This window comes from Aeromonas sp. QDB63, assembly GCF_027707425.1.
GTDB classification, from domain to species: Bacteria; Pseudomonadota; Gammaproteobacteria; order Enterobacterales; family Aeromonadaceae; genus Aeromonas; species Aeromonas caviae.
This window is the reverse complement of sequence record NZ_JAPCIS010000013.1, coordinates 74,222-94,648: the sequence shown is the minus strand read 5'-3', so window position 1 is coordinate 94,648 and position 20,427 is coordinate 74,222. Positions and strand designations below refer to the sequence as shown.

The 20,427-nt window shown below is 63.5% G+C and carries 17 protein-coding genes; 6 read left to right on the top strand and 11 right to left on the bottom strand.

Going from position 1 to position 20,427, the window contains the following annotated elements:
• Positions 1 to 90: 90 nt before the first annotated feature.
• Positions 91 to 552, bottom strand: a complete 462-nt coding sequence (gene asnC, locus PG879_RS10990; RefSeq protein ID WP_041214272.1) for a transcriptional regulator AsnC — start codon at positions 550 to 552, stop codon at positions 91 to 93.
• 153 nt (positions 553 to 705) lie between these two features.
• Here asnC and asnA point away from each other — a divergent pair, with 153 nt between their 5' ends.
• Positions 706 to 1,698, top strand: a complete 993-nt coding sequence (gene asnA, locus PG879_RS10985; protein ID WP_270830178.1) for an aspartate--ammonia ligase — start codon at positions 706 to 708, stop codon at positions 1,696 to 1,698.
• A gap of 228 nt (positions 1,699 to 1,926) precedes the next feature.
• On the opposite strand, the gene PG879_RS10980 is transcribed toward asnA, so the two are convergent.
• The 4 genes from PG879_RS10980 to rluD all read right to left on the bottom strand — a co-directional run bounded on the left by PG879_RS10980 (position 1,927) and on the right by rluD (position 7,475).
• A complete protein-coding gene (locus PG879_RS10980; protein WP_223924490.1) occupies positions 1,927 to 2,751 on the bottom strand; it encodes an MBL fold metallo-hydrolase in 825 nt (274 codons plus the stop codon).
• A gap of 59 nt (positions 2,752 to 2,810) precedes the next feature.
• Complete coding sequence (clpB, locus tag PG879_RS10975) at positions 2,811 to 5,387, bottom strand: ATP-dependent chaperone ClpB (protein ID WP_041214269.1); 2,577 nt, start codon at positions 5,385 to 5,387, stop codon at positions 2,811 to 2,813.
• Positions 5,388 to 5,637: 250 nt separating this feature from the next.
• The gene (gene pgeF / locus PG879_RS10970) at positions 5,638 to 6,375 is read right to left on the bottom strand and encodes a peptidoglycan editing factor PgeF (protein WP_270830177.1); all 738 of its coding nucleotides are present in this window, start codon (positions 6,373 to 6,375) and stop codon (positions 5,638 to 5,640) included.
• Between the two features lie 119 nt (positions 6,376 to 6,494).
• Entirely contained in the window at positions 6,495 to 7,475 is a 981-nt protein-coding gene (gene rluD, locus PG879_RS10965; RefSeq protein WP_010675991.1) for a 23S rRNA pseudouridine(1911/1915/1917) synthase RluD, read from the bottom strand.
• Positions 7,476 to 7,591: 116 nt separating this feature from the next.
• Here rluD and PG879_RS10960 point away from each other — a divergent pair, with 116 nt between their 5' ends.
• Positions 7,592 to 8,347 carry an outer membrane protein assembly factor BamD gene (locus tag PG879_RS10960; protein WP_029314864.1) on the top strand — a complete coding sequence of 252 codons (756 nt, stop codon included), beginning with the start codon at positions 7,592 to 7,594 and terminating at the stop codon, positions 8,345 to 8,347.
• Between the two features lie 72 nt (positions 8,348 to 8,419).
• Here PG879_RS10960 and PG879_RS10955 read toward each other — a convergent pair whose 3' ends face one another.
• From PG879_RS10955 to yqhD, 5 genes are all read right to left on the bottom strand, one after another.
• On the bottom strand, positions 8,420 to 9,727 hold the full coding sequence (locus PG879_RS10955) for an L-cysteine desulfidase family protein (protein WP_041215805.1): 1,308 nt from the start codon (positions 9,725 to 9,727) through the stop codon (positions 8,420 to 8,422).
• Positions 9,728 to 9,753: 26 nt separating this feature from the next.
• Positions 9,754 to 10,425, bottom strand: coding sequence for a helix-turn-helix transcriptional regulator (locus PG879_RS10950; protein ID WP_041211936.1), 672 nt, complete (start codon positions 10,423 to 10,425; stop codon positions 9,754 to 9,756).
• Positions 10,426 to 10,772: 347 nt separating this feature from the next.
• A complete protein-coding gene (pntB, locus tag PG879_RS10945) occupies positions 10,773 to 12,257 on the bottom strand; it encodes a Re/Si-specific NAD(P)(+) transhydrogenase subunit beta (protein ID WP_010675995.1) in 1,485 nt (494 codons plus the stop codon).
• A gap of 11 nt (positions 12,258 to 12,268) precedes the next feature.
• The gene (locus tag PG879_RS10940; RefSeq protein ID WP_010675996.1) at positions 12,269 to 13,795 is read right to left on the bottom strand and encodes a Re/Si-specific NAD(P)(+) transhydrogenase subunit alpha; all 1,527 of its coding nucleotides are present in this window, start codon (positions 13,793 to 13,795) and stop codon (positions 12,269 to 12,271) included.
• 506 nt (positions 13,796 to 14,301) lie between these two features.
• The gene (gene yqhD / locus PG879_RS10935; RefSeq protein ID WP_010675997.1) at positions 14,302 to 15,462 is read right to left on the bottom strand and encodes an alcohol dehydrogenase; all 1,161 of its coding nucleotides are present in this window, start codon (positions 15,460 to 15,462) and stop codon (positions 14,302 to 14,304) included.
• Positions 15,463 to 15,580: 118 nt separating this feature from the next.
• On the opposite strand from yqhD, the gene PG879_RS10930 reads away from it, so the two are divergent.
• Genes PG879_RS10930 through PG879_RS10920 form a run of 3 tightly spaced genes read left to right on the top strand, consistent with a single transcriptional unit; the run spans position 15,581 to position 17,467 of the window.
• Positions 15,581 to 16,504 carry an AraC family transcriptional regulator gene (locus PG879_RS10930; RefSeq protein WP_010675998.1) on the top strand — a complete coding sequence of 308 codons (924 nt, stop codon included), beginning with the start codon at positions 15,581 to 15,583 and terminating at the stop codon, positions 16,502 to 16,504.
• Position 16,505: 1 nt separating this feature from the next.
• Positions 16,506 to 17,027, top strand: coding sequence for a lipocalin family protein (locus PG879_RS10925; protein ID WP_223915494.1), 522 nt, complete (start codon positions 16,506 to 16,508; stop codon positions 17,025 to 17,027).
• Positions 17,024 to 17,467 (top strand): GNAT family N-acetyltransferase, encoded by a 444-nt coding sequence (locus PG879_RS10920; RefSeq protein WP_270830176.1) that lies wholly within the window; start codon positions 17,024 to 17,026, stop codon positions 17,465 to 17,467. The genes PG879_RS10925 and PG879_RS10920 overlap by 4 nt, the downstream gene beginning before the upstream one ends.
• Positions 17,468 to 17,595: 128 nt before the next feature.
• Here PG879_RS10920 and PG879_RS10915 read toward each other — a convergent pair whose 3' ends face one another.
• A complete protein-coding gene (locus tag PG879_RS10915; RefSeq protein WP_270830175.1) occupies positions 17,596 to 19,485 on the bottom strand; it encodes a methyl-accepting chemotaxis protein in 1,890 nt (629 codons plus the stop codon).
• A gap of 400 nt (positions 19,486 to 19,885) precedes the next feature.
• On the opposite strand from PG879_RS10915, the gene PG879_RS10910 reads away from it, so the two are divergent.
• The gene (locus PG879_RS10910) at positions 19,886 to 20,404 is read left to right on the top strand and encodes a class IV adenylate cyclase (RefSeq protein WP_216944810.1); all 519 of its coding nucleotides are present in this window, start codon (positions 19,886 to 19,888) and stop codon (positions 20,402 to 20,404) included.
• Positions 20,405 to 20,427 lie beyond the last annotated feature (23 nt).

Sequence of the window (20,427 nt, the reverse complement as noted above, 5' to 3'; positions counted from 1 at the left end):
GGGTGTCATCTCCCGCAGGGTCGAATTCTGCTGCGCGAACAGGGTCTCGCACGGGATAGGGATCTCTACGCCCCCCTCAGACCACCCGACTCAAGGCTTCACATCCCGCAGGATCGGGTTTTGCAGCGAAATCAGCGTCTCGGTGGACTGGATCTCGTCGATGGTCTGGATCTTGTGGATCAGTACCGTCTGCAACTCGTCGATGGAACGGGTCATCACCTTCATGAAGATGCTGTAGTGGCCCGTGGTGTAGTAGGCCTCCACCACCTCGTCCAGCGCCTGCAGTTTGGCGAGGGCCGACGGGTAATCCTTGGCGCTCTTGAGGTTGATCCCGATGAAGCAGCAGACGTCGTAGCCCAGCTTCTTGGGGTTCACCTGCACCCGCGTTCCCTCAATGATGCCCGCCTGCTTCATCTTCTCTACCCGCACGTGGATGGTGCCCGGGCTCACCAGCAGTTGTTTGGCCAGCTCGGCGTAAGGCAGGCGCGCATTCTCCATCAGGGCGGAGAGGATGGCCTGATCGAGATTATCGATCCGATAATTTTCTGACACTTTTTTGCACTCCCTTTGATGATTCATCATTAATTACCGGTGCATTTTGAAGAAAAAAATACACAAAGCCTATTTCTATTATCGAATATTGAATTTAGTTGGCAATCTGTTGAAGAATCCTCACATCCAACGGGTTCAAGACAGGTATTCAGCATGAAACAGCACTACATTCGCAGCCAGCAACAGATCAGCTTCGTCAAAGAGATGTTCTCCCGCCAACTCGCCCAACAACTGGGCCTGATGGAGGTGCAAGCCCCCATCCTGAGCCGGGTCGGTGATGGCACTCAAGACAACCTCTCTGGCCACGAGAATGCGGTGCAGGTCAAGGTGAAGACCCTGCCGGAGCACAGCTACGAAGTGGTGCACTCACTGGCCAAATGGAAGCGCCAGACCCTGGGTCGCTTCGGTTTCGGCCCGGGCGAAGGCATCTACACCCACATGAAGGCACTGCGTCCGGACGAGGATCGCCTCACCCCCATCCACTCCGTCTACGTGGATCAGTGGGACTGGGAGAAAGTGATGCCGAGTGAGCGCCGTGACCTGGCCTACCTGCAGGAGACCGTGCGCGGCATCTGGGCCGCCATCAAGGCCACCGAGCGCGCGGTCTGTGCCGAGCATGAGCTGACCCCCTTCCTGCCAGCGGATATCCAGTTCCTGCACAGTGAAGAGCTGCTGACCCGCTACCCGGACCTCGATGCCAAGGGACGCGAGCGCGCCATCGCCAAAGAGCTGGGAGCGGTCTTCCTCATCGGTATCGGTGGCGCCCTCTCCCACGGCGAACGCCACGACGTGCGAGCCCCGGACTACGACGACTGGAGCAGCGAGAGCGAGCTGGGGCTGGCGGGTCTGAACGGTGACATCCTGGTGTGGAACCCGGTGCTGGAAGACAGCTTCGAGATCTCCTCCATGGGGATCCGGGTGGACGCAGAGGCCCTGCGCCGCCAGCTCGCCATCACCGGGGACGAAGATCGCCTGCAGTACGACTGGCATCAGGATCTGCTGGCAGCACGGATGCCGCAAACCATCGGCGGCGGCATCGGCCAATCCCGTCTGGCCATGCTGCTGCTGCAAAAAGAGCACATCGGTCAGGTCCAGGTCGGCGTCTGGCCGGCCGAGATGAAGGCCGCCATTGCGGACATGCTGTAACGAATTGATTTGATTGCCTCTGTCCTCCTATCGCGGCAACACGGCGCGGGACAGACGCGATAGCGAAGCTGGTCAGCCGGGGTGGAGAGCGTATCCCGACTGACTGTAAGGCGGGCATGGTCGCTGACTGTGCCTGCCGACCCTGGGGCTTGCCCCTGCGATCCGCTCAACCCACGTCAGATCGCATCGAATACATTCCTCCCGGCAATCTTCGGATTGCCGCTTTTTTTACGCCGAAAAACTGTGCTCAAAACCCGCCCCGATCTGGTGCTGGCGCGGCAGCCCCGCCTTTCTGCTGCCGGTGCAGTGGCAGGCAAACAACCGCTCCACCGCCTCTTCCTGCAGATAGGCTCCGAGCGCCACCGCCCGCTCTGGGCCGGAAAACTTCAGGTGCAGGCCGCCGATGACGGCGTGGATCCGCTCGTCGCCACACACCTCCTTGGCACACTCGATGATGTTCTCGACCCCGGCGTGACCGCAGCCGATAAAGACGATGAGCCCCTGCTCGCTCTTGTAGGCCAGCGCCGAGTCGTCGCTGATGAGGTCTTTCTCCACCCGCCCACCCCGCACTATGTAGCCGAGTAGCGAAGGCGCAGCCCGGTCGCGCCGCACAATGCTGCCGAGGAACACCAGACGATCCGAGAGCCACATCGGCTCGGACGAGCAGTGGGGAAGCAAGCCTCTGGCCGACAGCGACTCCCGATCCAGCGCCCCCGACAGGCGATAGAGGTTGCGCCGCCAGAAGGGCAGCGACAGGAAGTAGCCCCGCTCGCAGAACACGTCCGGACAGGCTATGAGCGGGATGGGTCTTGGATAAGCGGGCAGCGAGCCGACCCCGCCCACATGGTCGTAATGACCGTGAGAGAGCACCACATGGGTGAGAGAGGCGAGATCGATCCCCATCACGGCGGCGTTGTGGCACAGCGCCCGGCCACGGCCGCTGTCGAACAGCACCCTGAGGCCGTCACACTCCAGCAGCAGCGCCAACCCTCGCTCGGGCAGACAGCCAGGCAGATGAACGTCGTCATCCACCAAAACGGAAAACGTCAGCATCTCAATCCCTCAGAAAACAAAACGCAGGCACGAGGCCTGCGTTTTCATCGATAACGGCGTTAAGGCTGGCTCATGGTGAGCCCATTGCTGTCGGCCCCCAGCCGCAGTGTCTTGCCCGGGATGACCCGACCGCTGAGCAGGGCCTGGGCCAGCGGGTTCTCCACCTTCTGCTGGATCGCCCGCTTGAGGGGGCGCGCCCCGTAGACGGGATCGAACCCGGCGTGGACCAGCTTGGTCAGCAGCTCCTCGCTCACCTCCACCTCGAAGCCCTGGGACTCCAGACGGCTCATCAGGCTCTTGAGCTGGATGCGGGCGATGGACTTGATGTGCTCCTCTCCGAGCGGGTGGAACACCACGGTCTCGTCGATCCGGTTGATGAACTCCGGCCGGAAGCTGCGGGTCAGCACCTCCATCAGCATGGTCTTCATCTCGTCGTAATCCTTCTCGGAGTGGTGCTCCTGGATGAGATCAGACCCGAGGTTGGAGGTCATGATGACGACCGTGTTGCGAAAATCGACGGTACGCCCCTGACCGTCGGTCAGGCGGCCATCGTCCAGCACCTGCAACAGGATGTTGAAGACATCGGGATGCGCCTTCTCCACCTCGTCCAGCAGGATCACCGAGTAGGGGCGACGGCGCACCGCCTCGGTGAGATACCCCCCTTCCTCGTAACCCACGTATCCCGGAGGCGCCCCCACCAAACGGGCCACGCTGTGTTTCTCCATGAACTCGGACATGTCGATCCGCACCATGGCGTCCTGGGTATCGAACAGGAACTCCGCCAGCGCCTTACACAGCTCGGTCTTGCCCACCCCGGTGGGGCCGAGGAAGAGGAAGGAGCCGATGGGGCGGTTCGGGTCGGACAGCCCGGCACGAGAGCGGCGAATGGCGTTGGAGACGGCGTCCACCGCCTCTTCCTGGCCGATCACCCGGCTGTGCAGCTGATCCTCCATCCGCAGCAACTTCTCCCGTTCCCCTTCCAGCATGCGGGCCACCGGAATGCCGGTCCAGCGGGCCAGGACGTCGGCGATCTCCACGTCGGTGACCCGGTTGCGCAGCAGGCTGGTCTCCTGCATCTCGGCCTGGGTGGCGAGATCCAGCTGTTTCTCCAGCTCGGGGATGCGGCCGTACTGCAACTCGGACATGCGGCCCAAGTCCCCTGCGCGGCGCGCCACCTCGAGATCCTGACGGGCCTGCTCCAGCGCCGCCTTGATGTGCTGAGTCCCGGCGAGGGCAGCCTTCTCGGCCTTCCACACCTCTTCCAGCTCGTTGTATTCCCGCTCTTTTTCCGTCAGCTCCTGATTGAGCAGATCGAGGCGCTTGCGGCTGGCGTCATCGTCCTCCTTCATCAGCGCCTGCTGCTCCAGCTTGAGCTGGATGATGCGCCGCTCGAGCCGGTCCAGGGATTCCGGCTTGGAGTCGATCTGGAGCCGGATGCTGGCCGCCGCCTCGTCGATGAGGTCGATGGCCTTGTCAGGCAGCTGGCGATCCGCGATGTAGCGGTGGGAGAGCTGGGCCGCCGCGACGATGGCGGGGTCGGTGATCTGCACATGGTGGTGCAGCTCGTAGCGCTCCTTCAGGCCACGCAGGATGGCGATGGTGTCCTCCACCGAGGGCTCCTCCACCAGCACCTTCTGGAAACGGCGCTCCAGCGCGGCATCCTTCTCCACGTACTGCCTGTACTCATCGAGGGTGGTGGCCCCGACGCAGTGCAGCTCGCCGCGGGCCAGGGCGGGCTTGAGCATGTTGCCCGCATCCATGGCACCCTCGCCCTTGCCGGCGCCGACCATGGTGTGCAGTTCGTCCACGAAGAGGATGACGCTGCCCTCCTCCTTGGCCAGATCGTTCAGAACCGCTTTGAGCCGCTCCTCGAACTCGCCGCGATACTTGGCACCGGCCACCAGGGCCCCCATGTCGAGCGACAGCACCCGCTTGTTCTTGAGCCCTTCCGGCACTTCGCCATTGATGATGCGCTGGGCCAGCCCCTCGACGATGGCGGTCTTGCCGACGCCGGGGGCACCGATCAGCACCGGGTTGTTCTTGGTGCGGCGTTGCAGCACCTGGATGGTGCGGCGAATTTCGTCATCCCGGCCGATCACCGGGTCGAGCTTGCCGAGTTCTGCCCGCTCGGTGAGATCGATGGTGTACTTCTCCAGCGCCTGGCGATTCTCCTCGGCGTTGGCATCCTCCACCTTCTTGCCGCCACGGACCTTGTCGATGGCTGCCTCGAGTTTTTCCTTGGTCAGCCCCTGGGCACGCAGCAGCTCGCCCAGCGTCCCCTTCTCGTCCAGGGCCGCCAGCACGAACAGCTCGGACGAGATGAACTGATCCTTGCGCTGCTGGGCCAGCTTGTCGCAGACGTTGAGCAGGCGGCCGAGGCCGTTGGAGAGCTGTACGTCCCCTTCCACCCCGCTGACGCGGGGCAGGCGATCCAGCTCCTCGCCGAGGCGCGAGCGCAGGGTATTGATGTCGAGCCCGGTCAGGGTGAGCAGCGGGCGAATGGATCCGCCGTCCTGATTGAGCAAGGCGCTCATCAGATGGACGGGTTCGATGAATTGGTGGTCACGACCCAGTGCAAGAGACTGGGCATCGGAAATGGCAATCTGGAATTTGCTGGTCAGGCGATCGAGGCGCATTGCACTCCCCCTTCAAGACAGACGCCGCATGCGCGGCAACAACATCGCTTTCTGACAAGGAAGATGTGGTCTTGAAGGGCAATTTCAAGGGGTGGCTGTTTATTTTTTCCTCAATAGCGGTGACCGAGGGAAAACGACCTCGCAATGGCAGCCTGCACCCTGAGCCTGCTCGGCAGCAAGACATGGCCGCCAAAGGGCCATCACCAGGGAGTGAAGAGGCGCTTGCGGCCACTCGCGAGCGCCTCTTCGGCTATTTTTCCAGCCACACAAGGGAGGCCATGCGACCCGTCTGCCCGTCGCGGCGATAGGAGTAGAAGCGCTCGCTGTCGCTGAAGGTGCAGTATTCGCCGCCATAGATGGCGGTGACGCCGGCGCGGGCGAGGCGCAGTCGGGCCAGCTGGTAGATATCCGCCAGCCATTTCCCTTCGTTGAGGGATGGCACGAACGCAGCCGCCGCTTCCGCCTGCTCCGTCATGAAGGCCTCACGCACTTCGCCACCCACTTCGAACGCGGCGGGACCGATGGCCGGGCCCAACCAGGCCAGGATCTCGCCAGGCTCGCAGCCCATGGTGGCGATGCTTGCCTCCAATACGCCCCCCAGCAATCCGCGCCAACCGGCATGGGCCGCCGCCACTACGGTGCCTACCCGATCGCAGAACAGCACCGGCAGGCAGTCGGCGGTCATCACGATGCAGGCCTGCCCCGCCTCACGGGCACAGGCGGCATCGGCATCCGGTGCGCGCTCATAACGGTCGCTCACCGGATGGACGGCGATGCCATGTACCTGGTTGAGCCAGTTGAGAGTGCCGGGGATCCCCGCCACCTGTTGCAGTCGGGCGCGGTTGACCTCGACCCTGGCCGGTGCATCGCCCACATGGGCCCCGAGGTTCAGACCGGCAAAGACCCCTTCGCTGATGCCGCCGTCCCGGGTGGTCGAGAGAGCCCTGACATTGCCCGGCGCGGGCCAGTCGGGTGTGATCCAGTTCATCTGTGGCTCCTTTCGTTCATATGAAAACGGGGCCCCTTGGCTGCAACCAGTCAAGGGGCCCCGCATCAGATCATGGAGGGCAGGTTACGGCAGGAATCGTCGCAAGGCCGCCCTCGGGATCAGTTCCAGACCAGATCGTCCGGATTGGCCAGGGTATCCGCCCGCAGCACTTCCATCAGCGCCACCATGTCCTGCGGCGTGGGGGAGTGCCACTCCATCACTTCACCCGTGATGGGGTGCGCCAGCTTCAGCATGGTGGCGTGCAGCGCCTGACGGTGGAAACCTCGCAGGGCCTCGGTCAGTTCGGGGGTGGCGTTGCGCAGCAGACGCAGACGACCGCCGTAGGCGGGATCCCCCACCAGCGGATGCTTGATGTGGGCCATGTGGACACGGATCTGGTGGGTACGGCCGGTTTCCAGGCGCAACCGCAGACGGGTGTGACCACGGAACTTCTCGTGCACCCGGTAGTGGGTGACGGACTCGCGCCCGTTGGGCACCACAGCCATGTGGGTACGCTGGGTCGGGTGACGACCGATGGGGGCATCGACGGTGCCGCCGGCGGTCATGTGACCGATGGCAATCGCCTCGTACTCACGGGTGATCTGGCGTGCCTGCAGGGCTTCCACCAGGTGGGTCTGGGCGGGAATGGTCTTGGCGACCACCATCAACCCCGTGGTGTCTTTGTCCAGACGGTGCACGATACCGGCACGGGGGACCTCGGCGATGCCGGGGTAGCGGTGCAGCAGGGCGTTGAGCACGGTGCCGTCCGGCGTACCGGCGCCCGGGTGAACCACCAGGCCGGCCGGCTTGTCGATCACCAGGATGTGTTCATCTTCATAGACAATGTTCAGCTCGATGTTCTGGGCATCCCAGCGGGTGTCGTCTGCCAGTTCCACATTCACATGTACCTGCTGCCCGGCCACCACTTTCTCGCGCGGGGTATTGGCAACCTGACCGTCCAGGGTCACTCTGTCCTGTAAAATCCACTCCTTGATGCGGGTCCGGGAGTAGTCGGGAAACAATTCGGCCAGGGCCTGGTCTAGTCGTTGCCCGAATTGGTGATCCTGAAATTCGCCTGTCAGTTCAATATGCTGGCTCATGTATGGTCTCTTGAGCGGGGGTATCAATTCGAAATAATCCGGGTATTCTAGCTTTTCTTTTAGCCAAGCATAACGGATACTTTGCCAATTTCGTGGAAATGGACCGGATGTTGTTGATGGGAAAGAAGTCTCACCTGCTGATGTCGCTCGCCTTGGTCGCTACCCTGATCACTGGCTGTTCCAGCACCAAACCCAAGGTTCCCGACGAACCGCCGGAAGTTCTGTACCAGAAAGCCCGCATCAAACTGGATACCGGCAACTACCTCAATGCCATCGAACTGCTGGAAGCGCTGGACTCTCGTTACCCGTTCGGTGCCTACTCCAACCAGGTTCAGCTCGATCTCATCTATGCCTACTACAAGCAGGATGATACCGCCCAGGCGATCGCCAACATCGACCGTTTCATCCGCCTGAACCCGGCGCACAAGAACATCGATTACGTCTTCTATATGCGCGGCCTGACCAACATGGCGGCGGATTACAACTTCTTCCAGGATTTCCTCGGCATCAATCGGGATGACAAGGACCCCTCCTACGCCCGTCAGGCCTTCCAAGACTTCAAGACCCTGCTGCAGAACTACCCCAACAGCAGCTATGCAGCCGATGCCCGTGCCCGCATGATCGGCCTGAAGAACCGTCTTGCCCGCTATGACCTGGGGGTAGCCGAGTACTACGTCAAGCGTGACGCCCTGATCGCCGCAGCCAACCGCGCCAAGCTGATCGTCGAGACCTATCCCGACACGATGGAAACCGAGAAGGCACTGGAAATCATGGTCAACGCCTATGACACCCTGAAGATGCCGACCCTGGCCCAGCATGCCCGAGAAGTGCTGGCCAAAAACTACCCGGACAACCGTCTCGGTCGCGGCTGAGTAGCGAACGGACAATAAAAAACCGGAGCCACTGGCTCCGGTTTTTTTATGACCGACGGCGGCACTCCGGGGTCACTGGTGCTTACCCTGCTGCTTGGCCCGCATGATGTTGATGATCTCGATGTCGGTATCCAGCATCCCCTCCCTGGAGAGGCGACCCAGGTTGGCGATGGTCTGGTCCACATCGTCCGAGACGATCCCCTCGCTCTGGGGCACGCGCAGGTTGTTGATGGCCATCAGCGAGGATTTCACCGCCGCCGAGGTGGAGGTGGAGACCTTCATGGAGCAGGCGCTGCCGGCGCCGTCGCAGATGATGCCGGAAACATCCCCAATCATGTTGTTGATGCAGTGGCTGATCTGCTCGAACTGGCCTCCCAGCAGCCAGGTGATGGCGGCCCCCGATCCCATGGCGGCGGTACTGGCGGCACACAGGGCGGAGAGCTTGTTCTGGTAGGCCTTGATGTAGATGGCCACCAGATGGCTCATCACCAGGGCACGGGCCAGCTGCTCGTCATCGGCCTTGAGGAAGCGGGCGGCGGCGACCACCGGCATGGTGGCGGCAATGCCCTGGTTGCCGGAACCGGAATTGGACATGGCGGGCAGCATGGCGCCATCCATCCGCGCATCGGAGGCGGCAGACGACAGGCGCATGGCCAGGGTCATCAGATCGTCGGAAAGCAGCTTGCGCTCCACCTGATCGGTGAGGATCTTGCCGATGCGCAGGCCATAGCCCTGCAGCCCTTCGTCCGCCAGCGCCTGGTTCATGGTGGCCGCCTCGCGGATGAAGTCGATCTCGGCCAGCGGCACCTCCAGGGCGAAGGCCACGATCTCCTTCAGGGTCATGGCGGGCTTGTCGGCCTTGGCTGGCTGGATCTGCACCCCGGGGGCACTGTCCTGCACCATCAGCACCTCGCCATCCTTCTCCATCAGCACGATGCGGGTGTGGTCGGTACAGATCACCACCCGGGCGCTGTGCCCCTCCACTTCGGCCAGCACCTCGGCGTAGAGCACGTCGGGCACATCCTTCACATCCACCTCTATGGTGGGCAGCAGCCCCTTGGCGGCCTCCACCTGATCCGGCGTGAGGCTCTTGAGCACCTCCAGCCCGGCATCCGGGTTGCCACCGGTGATGCCGACGGCGGCGGCCACCGGCAGGCCGATCATGCCGGTGCCGGGCACCCCGACCCCCATGCCGTTCTTGAACAGATTGCCGCTGACCCAGACGCGGGTGCGGGTCGGTACCTGGCCCAGCAGCTTGCGGCAGTTGGCCGCCGCCAGGGCGACCGACATGGGCTCGGTGCAGCCGAGGGCCGGCACCACTTCACGCTTGAGCAGGGTAATAAAGTCGGTCCATTGTGCGTTCATTGCGATGTGTCTCATGTTCATGGCGCCCGCGTGCGGGCTCGTCATTGTTGTTCGGCCAGTTCCGCCTTGTGATTGCGGATATGCAGGTAAACGGTATGGCGGGAGATGCCGAGCAGCTCGGCCACCAGTTGGGCGGCATCCTTGATCTCGAAGATGCCCATGTCGTAAAGCCGGTGCACGATCGCCTTGTTGCGCACGCTGCTGCCCAGCCCGGGATCCCTGTCCACCTTGGCGATCACCTGCGCCACCAGATCATCCACCGAGCTGGCGAAGGTCTCGGTGCCGTGGGCAGGGGGCACTGCGGGCGGGGCAAAGGTGTCGAGCAGGCTGCCAAGGGGCGTGTCCAGACTGAAATTCACGCACAGCATGCCGATGGGTTTGCCCTCGCGGTTGCTGATGGTGATGGACGAGGACTTCAGCAGGGAGCCCTCCCGGGTGCGGGAGAAATAGCTGCTCCACTGGCTGCCGGCGGCACTGTGCAACTTGTCGAGCGCGAAGTCGGTGACCGGCGCTCCCTCCTGGCGGCCGGTGATGTGGCCGTTGGCAATCTTGATGACGGAGGCGTGCAGGCTGTCAAAGGCGTGCAGCACCACCTCGCAGCCCGGGCCAAACAGGGCGGACAGCGCCGCCACCGCAGGCTCAAAGCTGGCAATCAGATGGCGCTCTTCATCGGTCAGTGTGCTGGCGTCGCGCAAGGGAGCTACCTCGGTCATGGGGTCATCCGGTCAACGTTGGGTAAGGATATTCGAAGCGGACTCAAATAAAATTGAGCAAATCCGCTTTTTGCGCGGGCATTATGCCCGACTGGTGAGACAACACCACAAAATGTGAGCAAAATCACGACTAAAATGACAAAAAGGCCCCATGAGAGGCCTTCAAGGTGGTTTTTTGGTGCTTTTGCTCAACTTTAATTGAGCCAGGGCTCGTCAGTCAGTCCGGACAGACAGGCAGGCAGGCAGGCAGGCAGGCACCACCGTCTGTCTGTTCCCTGCCACGGTCATCCACTCTGGTCATAAAAAAAGGGGGCCGAAGCCCCCTTTTTGTCTCATCCGGTCAACGCTTACAGCGCCTTCAGGATGGCCTCGACGCTGGCCTTGGCATCGCCAAACAGCATCTGGGTGTTCTCCTTGAAGAACAGCGGGTTCTGGACACCGGCGTAGCCAGTGTTCATGGAGCGCTTGAAGCCGATGACGTTCTGCGCCTTCCACACTTCCAGCACCGGCATGCCGGCGATGGGGCTGCCCGGATCTTCCATGGCGGCCGGGTTGACGGTGTCGTTGGCACCGATCACCAGCACCACGTCGGTGTCGGCGAAGTCATCGTTGATCTCGTCCATTTCCAGCACGATGTCATAGGGGACTTTCGCTTCCGCCAGCAGCACGTTCATGTGACCAGGCAGACGACCGGCCACCGGGTGGATGCCGAAGCGCACCTTGACGCCGCGATCACGCAGCTTCTGGGTGATCTCGGCCACCGGGTACTGGGCCTGCGCCACCGCCATGCCGTAGCCTGGGGTGATGATGACGGAGCTGGCGTTCTTCAGCATGTCGGCCACGTCTTCGGCGTTGGTCTCGCGGTATTCGCCCAGCTCCTGCTCGGCGGTGGAGGCCACGCCGTCGGAGCCAAAGCCTCCTGCGATCACGGAGATGAAGGAGCGGTTCATCGCCTTGCACATGATGTAGGAGAGGATGGCACCGGAGGAACCCACCAGGGCACCGGTGACGATCAGCAGGTCATTGGAGAGCATGAAGCCCGCCGCCGCAGCCGCCCAACCGGAGTAGGAGTTCAGCATGGAGACCACCACCGGCATGTCCGCACCACCGATGGAGGCGACCAGGTGCCAGCCGAAGGCGAAGGCGATCAGGGTCATCACCAGCAGGGCGAAGGTGGAGCCACCGGCGTTGACGAAGTGGATCATCAGCGCGATGGAGACCACCACGGCCAGCAGGTTCAGCTTGTGGCGGTGCGGCAGCATCAGCGGCTTGGAAGAGATGAGGCCACGCAGCTTGCCGAACGCCACCACGGAACCGGTGAAGGTCACGGCACCGATGAAGACGCCCAGGAACACTTCCACCAGGTGGATGTTCAGCATGGCGCCGGAGAGGTGCTCGACCTGGGCGACGCTTGCCGCCTGCTCGAACGCCGCCCGGGCGGCTGCCAGGGTCGCATCCAGGTTGGAGCCGACGGAGACCACCACTTCAGCGGGGGCGGAGGGGTGCAGATCGATGAAGCTGTTGAAGCCCACCAGCACCGCTGCCATGCCCACGAAGCTGTGCAGCACGGCCACCAGCTCGGGCATCTCGGTCATCTCGACCTTGAGGGCCAGCCGCACGCCGATGGCGCCACCGATGGCCATGGCCAGGATGATCCAGTGGACGCCACTGGTTTCCGGGTTGAAGACGGTGGCGAGCAGGGCGATGGCCATCCCCGCGATACCGAACAGGTTGCCATGCTTGGCCGTTTCTTGCTTCGACAGTCCCGCGAGACTGAGGATGAAGAGCACGGCGGCAACGATATAGGATGCTGTTACCAGTCCTTGAGACACGTTAAACCCCCTTAATCCTTACGGAACATCTTCAGCATGCGCTGAGTGACGGTGAAGCCACCGAAGATGTTGATACTGGCAATCAGCACGGCGACAAAGGCCAGCACGGTGACCAGGGTCGACCCTTGTCCAATCTGCAACAGCGCACCGACCACGATGATGCCGGAGATGGCATTGGTGACCGACATCAGCGGCGTGTGCAGGGCGTGAGAGACGTTCCACACCACGTAGTAACCGACCACGCAGGCCAGGATGAAGACGGTGAAGTGGGAGAGGAAGGCGGCAGGCGCCACGGCAGCCACCCAACCGAAGGCGGCGATGCCGAGGGCACCGAACACGAACTTCTTGTTGGAGGGCTTGGCCTCTTCCTTCTTGGCGGCCGGTTTGGCGGCAGCCGGTTTCTGCGGGGCGGCAGAGACGGAGATGGCGGGGGGCGGGAAGGTCACTTCACCGGCCTGGACCACCGTCATGTTGCGCTGTACCACGTCTTCGAAGTCGATGGCGACGTTGCCGTCCTTCTCCTTGCACATCAGCTTCATCAGGTTCACCAGGTTGGTGCCGTAGAGCTGGGAGGATTGGGCAGGCAGGCGGCCCGGCAGATCGGTGTAACCGATCACCTTGACGCCGTTGTCGGTGACATGCAGTTCACCCGGTACCGTGTATTCGCAGTTACCGCCGGCCTGGGCCGCCATGTCCACGATGACGGAGCCCGGCTTCATGCTGTCCACCATTTCCTTGGTGATCAGCTTGGGTGCCGGCTTGCCCGGGATCAGGGCGGTAGTGATGATGATGTCCACTTCCTTGGCCTGCTGGGCGAACAGCTCCATCTCGGCCTTGATGAACTCTTCGCTCATCACCTTGGCGTAACCGTCGCTGGAAGCGCCATCTTCGCCGCCGAAGTCCAGCTTGAGGAATTCCCCACCCATGGACTCGATCTGCTCGGCCACTTCCAGGCGGGTATCGAAGGCACGCACGATGGCACCGAGGGAACCGGCGGTCCCGATGGCGGCCAGACCGGCCACACCGGCACCGATGACCAGCACCTTGGCGGGCGGAACTTTACCGGCGGCGGTGATCTGGCCGGTGAAGAAGCGACCGAACTGGTGCGCGGCTTCCACGACGGCGCGATAGCCACCGATGTTGGCCATGGAAGAGAGGGCGTCGAGGGACTGGGCACGGGAGATCCGCGGCACCATGTCCATCGCCATCACATTGATGTTGCGCTCGGAAAGCTTCTTGACCAGCTCGGGGTTCTGGGCAGGCCAGATGAAGCTCACCAGGGTGGCACCATCCTTAATTTGTGCGATTTCGGCCTCGGTCGGCGCGTTGACCTTGAAGACAAGGTCGGCTTGCCAGACGTTCGGTACCACGCTGGCACCGGCAGCCTCGAAGGCGGCATCATCGAAGCTGGCTCGCAGGCCGGCACCGGCCTCGATGGCAACCTCGAAGCCGAGCTTTTTCAGCTGCTCGACAGTGGCCGGGGTCGCTGCGACCCGGGTCTCACCGGCGAGACTCTCTCTCGGTATTCCAATCTGCATGACTATTCCCTGATGGTTAATAAACAATCATCGCCAAGTCTCTCATGTCTGAGGGGACAAGGCATGATCAAAGTGCAGGTCACGGGCCCTTTGTTATGAAAATCAGCAGGCTTCACCTCGACCTCCTGTCACGGTCAGGCCCCCGCTTTTCAGGCGCGAGGGTGATTAGTATCAAATTTTGGAGTTTTATTACAACCACGGCCCCGGGCGGGCGGGTACAGAATTCAGCCCATCCCGGACCATGATTAAAAAAAACAAACCAAATTAGGGGCTTATACCAGCAAAAAGCGCTAAAAAAAGTGATCCAACCAGTCAAAAAAAATGTTTAACCCGGCCTCTACCTTAGCGTTTTTTGTTCTTACGAAATCTGCCGTTGGCTCATCTGATGAGATGAAAAGGGAAAAAGTAACCATTTTGCAACGATCAGGGGGCCGCGTCCCCGCCTGCTGGCGGGTTCGGGCCCCCTGGTGCAACCGGGCCTTGGGCCCGTTTCAGGCACGCTCTGCTTACCAGGCCGCCTCATAAATATGCCGGCTCTGGGCCAGGTCGATGTCGCCGTGCTCACCCAGGGCGGTCATGCCGTGCTCTTCGAGCTTGGCCAGCAGGGCGTCGATCCGGGCGTCGGCCACGTAATCCCGCAGCCGGGTCTTGATCCCCATCCGCTCGAAGAAATCGCGAGTGGCGGCGATGGCACCGTCGATACGCGCCTCGTCACTGCCGCTGCGCAGATCCCAGACCCGCTCGGCGTATTGCAGCAGCTTGGCGCGCTTCTGCTCGCGCTTGGCCTGCAGCAGGGCGGGCAGCACCACCGCCAGGGTCTGGGCGTGGTCCAGACCGTGCAGGGCGGTGATCTCGTGGCCCAGCATGTGGGTGGCCCAGTCCTGGGGCACGCCGGCTCCGATCAGGCCGTTCAGCGCCAGGGTGGCGCTCCACATGATGTTGGCGCGCACGTCGTAGTTTTCCGGCTCCACCAGCGCCTTGGGCCCCTCTTCCGCCAGGGTCAGCAGCAGCCCTTCTGCGAAGCGATCCTGCACCTTGGCATCCACCGGGTAGGTGAGGTACTGCTCCAGGGTGTGGATGAAGGCATCCACCACCCCATTGGCCACCTGACGGGCGGGCAGGGTGTAGGTGAGCACGGGGTCGAGCACGGCGAAGCGCGGCATCACGAAGGGCGAGAAGAAGTGCTGCTTGTCCCCTGTGCTCTTTCGGGTGATGACGGCGCCCATGTTCATCTCGGAACCGGTGGCCGGCAGGGTCAGCACGCTGCCCAGGGGAATGGCGGAGGCCACCTCGCCCCCGACGGTCTCGAGGATGTGCCAGGGATCCCTGGCCGGATCGTAGTGAGCGGCCGCGGCGATGAACTTGGAGCCGTCCAGCACGGAGCCGCCACCCACCGCCAGCAGGAAGTCGATCTTCTCGGCGCGGGCCAGTTCGACGGCACCCATCAGGGTCTCGTAGGTGGGGTTGGGCTCGATGCCGCCAAATTCAAACAGGGTCAGGCCGGCCAGCTCGCTGCGGATCTGGTCCAGCAGGCCGCTGCGCACCACGCTGCCACCGCCGTAGGTGACGAGGATGCGGGCGTCGCTGGGGATCTGGCCGCGCAGCTGGGCCACCTGGCCCTTGCCGAACAGCACCTTGGTGGGGGTGTGCAGGATGAAGTTGTTCATGGGATCTCCCGGGGTGGTCGTAGTCGGTAAGGTATGGGTTGCATTTTTCTCTTATAACCACCTACCATCAAGGGAACTTTCTGCCGATTTCTTGCCTATTTCTACTGAGCCTGGATAAATGAGTACAAATCAGCCCATCGCGGCGACCCACCAGTCCGCCCTCGCCAGCCGACTCGCCGCCCTGGCACCCCACCCGGGGATCACCGCCGCCCCCGTGCCCGGCGTGCACCTCATCTACACCACGGAGCATCACGACCGCATCCCGGTGCTCTACCGCCCGCGCATGATCATCATCCTGCAGGGGCACAAGGTGGGCTATCTCTCGGACTTCACCTTCCGCTACGACCCCGAGCACTACCTGATGATGACCCTGCCGCTGCCCTGCGAGTGCGAGTGCTTCGCCTCCCCCGAATCCCCTCTGGTGGGGCTCTCGGTGGAGATCGACGTGGCGGCGCTGCAGGCCCTGCTGCTGGAGATGGGGGACGCGGCCCCCGCCCCGGCGGAACCGGGTCGCGGCGTCGTCTCCGTGCCCCTCTCCGAGACCATGCTCTGCGCGGTGGAGCGCCTCATCGACGTGATGGACAAGCCGCTCCACGCCCGGGTGCTGGGGCCCCAGATCGTGCGCGAGATCCTGTTCCACGCCCTGCACGAAGGGGGGGCCCCCGCCCTGCTGGCCATGGCCAGCCGTCACAGCCAGGTGAGCCAGATAGCCCGGGTGCTGCGTATCATGGAGCAGCGCTTTACCGAGAACCTGACGGTGGAGGAGCTGGCCCGGGAGGCGAACATGAGCGTCTCGGCCTTCCACCACCATTTCAAGGCGGCCACCGCCACCTCGCCCCTGCAGTACATCAAGACCCTGCGCCTGCACCGGGCGCGGCTGATGATGCTGCACGACGGCCTCAAGGCCGGGGTGGCGGCGGACAAGGTAGGCTACGAGAGCGGCTCCCAGTTCAGCCGCGAATACAAACGCTTCTTTGGCAACACCCCGAGCGAACACGCGGCACGCTTTCGCTCGGGACAACTGCGTATCGTGGAGGGATGACATGCGCACACTGATCCTGCTCGTTCTGACCCTGCTGGCCACCGCCTGCACCGGCATTCCCCCCGGCCACCAGGTGGTCAAGCCCTTCCAGCTCGACCGTTACCTCGGCACCTGGTACGAGGTGGCCCGCCTCGATCACGGTTTCGAGCGCGGCCTGAACCGGGTCACCGCCACCTACAGCCTGCGGGATGACGGCGGTGTCAGGGTGATCAACCGGGGGCAGGACGAACAGGGGGAGTGGCGCGAGGCCGAGGGGCGCGCCTACTTCGTGGGCGACAGCGACGAGGGGCGCCTCAAGGTGAGCTTCTTCGGCCCCTTCTACGGCAGCTACAACGTGCTGGCGACGGATTATGAGCTCTCCCTGGTGAGCAGTTACAACCTCCAGTACCTCTGGATCCTCTCCCGCACGCCCCATCCCCCCAAAGAGAAGGTAGAGGCCCTGGTCGAGCGGGCCCGGGGGCTCGGCTTTGCCACCGACCGGCTGATCTGGGTCAACCAGGATCCGGCGGGGAACGCCCCATGAGGATCTTCCAGGCCACCCCCGGGGACATTCCCCGGGTCACCCCCCTGTTCGTGGAATACCGGGCGTTCTACCAGCTGCCTGCCCGGCCCGAGGCCGCCGAAGCCTTCCTGCTGGAGCGCTGCACCGCCGGGGAGTCGGTGCTCTTCGTGGCCCAGAGCGAGGCGGGAGAGGTGCTGGGATTTGCCCACCTCTATCCCCTGTTCTGCTCCCTCGCCCTGAAACCCGTCTGGCTGCTGTACGATCTGTTCGTGGCGCCGGCGGCCCGCCAGCAGGGGGTGGCCCAGGCGCTGCTGGCGCGGGCCGATCGCCACGGCCAGGAGACGGGCGCCGCCTTCCTGATGCTGAGCACCGCCACCGACAACCGGCAGGCTCAGGCCCTCTACGAAGGGCACGGCTACCAGCGGGACAACGAGTTCTACAGCTACATCAAGCCCCTCTGAGCCTCTGCCTGCGCCCGTTGCAGGGCCAGGACCCGGCATTATTCAGCGGGTGCATGACGAAATAATATCCATACACAGGATGAATAAAGGCGACCCCGGGGTCGCCTTTGTCACATCGGGGTCTGCCCCTAGAGCCGGAAGCGCCCGATCTCCTGCTCCAGCCGCTCGGTGAGAGACTTGAGCTGGGCCGCCTGGGCGGCCTCTTCGCCAGCCTGGGCCGCCAGCGCCTGGGAGACGTGGCGGATATTCTCGGTGTTGCGGCTGATCTCGCCGGTCACCGAGGTCTGCTCCTCGGCCGCCGCCGCGATCTGGGTCGCCATGTCGCTGATGGCGCCGATGGCTTCGTTGATCCTGCCCAGGCTGAGATTCGCCGCTTCGGCGTCCTCCACGCTGGTGCCCGCCAGCTGGCGGCTGGCCTCCATGCCGCCCACCGCCTTGCGGGTGGTCTGCTGCAGCGCCTCGATCATCTGCTGGATCTCGGCGGTGGAGTCGTGGGTGCGGCGCGACAGCACCCGCACCTCGTCCGCCACCACAGCAAAGCCGCGCCCCTGCTCCCCGGCCCGAGCCGCCTCGATGGCGGCGTTCAGGGCCAGCAGATTGGTCTGCTCGGCGATGCCGCTGATGGTGGCCAGAATGCCGCTGATCTGCTGGGCGTGGCCATCCAGCTCGTGGATGGTCTGGCTGGCGTCGGAGACCTCCCCCGCCAGCCCCGTGATGCTGCGCTGGCTCTGGCCGACCTGGGACTGGCCGGCCACCGCGAGGCGCACCGCATCGCCGGCGGTGTTGGCGGCAAACTCGGCGTTGCCGGCGATCTCCTGGGTGGCGGAGGCCATCTCGGTCACCGCGGTCGCCACCATGACGATCTCGTCCTGCTGCTGGCGCACCCGCTGGCTGCGGGCCTCGGCCCCCGCCGCCTGGGTGCGGGACTGGGCCGCCAGCTCGACGGTGACGTCCCGCAACCGGCTGACGATGCCGTGCAGTCGCGCCACGAACTGGTTGAAGTTCTGGGCCAGCTGCCCCACCTCATCCTGGCTGCGGGTGGCGATCTGCACCGTGAGATCCCCCTCCCCGTGGGCGATGTCGGCGAGCGCCCTGGAGACCCGTCCCAGATCCGCGAACAGGTAGTTGAACATGGCGATGAGCAGGGCACCGAACACCAGCAGCAGCACCAGGGTCAGCCCCACCAGTTGCCACAGCAGGGAGGCGAGCGGCGCCTCCAGCACCTCCTTGTACATCACCATGGCGAGCAGCCAGTCGGTGCCGGGCACGCCCTGCACCGAGAGCAGCACCTCGCGCCCGTTCAGGTTGGCGCCGTGCAGTTCGCCGTCGCGGCTCCACGCATCCAGCGCCGCCCCGGTGAGACCGGGATCCAGCTCCGCCACCTGCTTGAGCGCCAGCTCCTTGTTCGGGTGGCCGACGATGAGGCCGGTGCGGTCGAGCAGCATGGCGTAGCCCTCTCCCTGCACCTTCATGGCCAGCACCTCGTCGATGAGGGCGTCGAGGGAGAGATCCGCCCCGGCCACCCCGATCACCCGGCCCTGGTGGCTCACCGGCTCGGCCAGGGTCACCACCATCTGCTGCATGGTCACGCTGACATAGGGCGGCGTGACGATGAGCTTGCCCGCCTTGTCGGCGTTCTGGTACCAGGGGCGGGCTCTGGGGTCATAGTTGGCGGTGTTGAGGGCGGGATCGTGGCGGGTCATCTCCCCCTGCGCCGAACCAAAATAGGTGAGGCCGAAACCGCCGGAGGTGCGGGTCTGCAACAGGTGGGGCACCAGGGCCGTGTCGGGGTCGCGCGCAATGACGGCGGCCAGGGCGTCGACCGCGTGCTTGCGATCCGCCAGCCAGTTGCCGATGGCCACCGAGTGGGCGTGGCCGTAGTTGACCGCCTCGCTCTGGATGGCGTCAAGGGTGCGGGATTTGAGGGTGTGGAAGGCGACGATACCGAGCAGGGCTGCCATCAGCAGCACTACCCCCAGGCTGGCCGCGAGCAGCTTGCCGCGCAACGAGAGAGTCATGACAACGAATCCTTGTGGTAGCCGGGGGCCGGGAATACCCCCATCTTGGTAGTTCTATCGGCACAATGATGAACGGTCTTTAGTGAATCCTGATATTTTTTCATCTATCAACAACAGAACGCACTACCAGCAACAGACTGTTCACTATTCCATGCTGACACCCGCAGGCACCACAAGGCGGCCATGAGGTCAGGTCGCGGATGACGGGCAGGCACCGGCAGAGCAGGCCAGCACCCGCTGACCTGTCTCTTGAGGGCGGTTTCAGGCGTCTGAAAAGAGGGTTGGCGGGCAGGGTTGAGCATCCATCAGGTACCGAGCTGGTGCTCCCCCTGTTGCCCCCCTCTCGACAACGTGGGCTGTGCTAGATTGGGTATCCCGTTTTCAAGGAGAACCCGCTGCCATGCCACGAAATATCGAGATCAAAGCCCGCATAGCCGGGGTCGATGACCTTATCCCCAGAGCCGCGGCCATCGCCGACAAGGGCCCCGTCGACATCGCCCAGGACGATACCTTCTTTCGCTGTGAATCGGGCCGCTTCAAATTGCGGACGCTCTCCCCGTCGGCAGGCCAGCTCATCTTCTACCGCAGGCCTGATCAACAGGGTCCGAAGGAGAGCTACTACCACATCACGCCAACGAACGAGCCGGACAAGCTGCGGGAAACGCTCACCCTGGCTTGCGGCCAGATTGGCAGAGTGCGAAAACAGCGGACCCTGTTTCTGGTGGGCAGAACCCGGATCCATCTCGACCGGGTTGAAGGGCTGGGTCACTTCCTCGAACTGGAAGTGGTGCTGGAAGATGACGAGCCGCGCGAGGTGGGGATGCAGGAAGCTCACGACATCATGGCGCGTCTCGGTATCGAGCACTCCCGGTTGATCGAAGGCGCCTATCTGGATCTCCTGCTGCAACGACAACCCTGAGGGATTCACAACAACAATGCCGC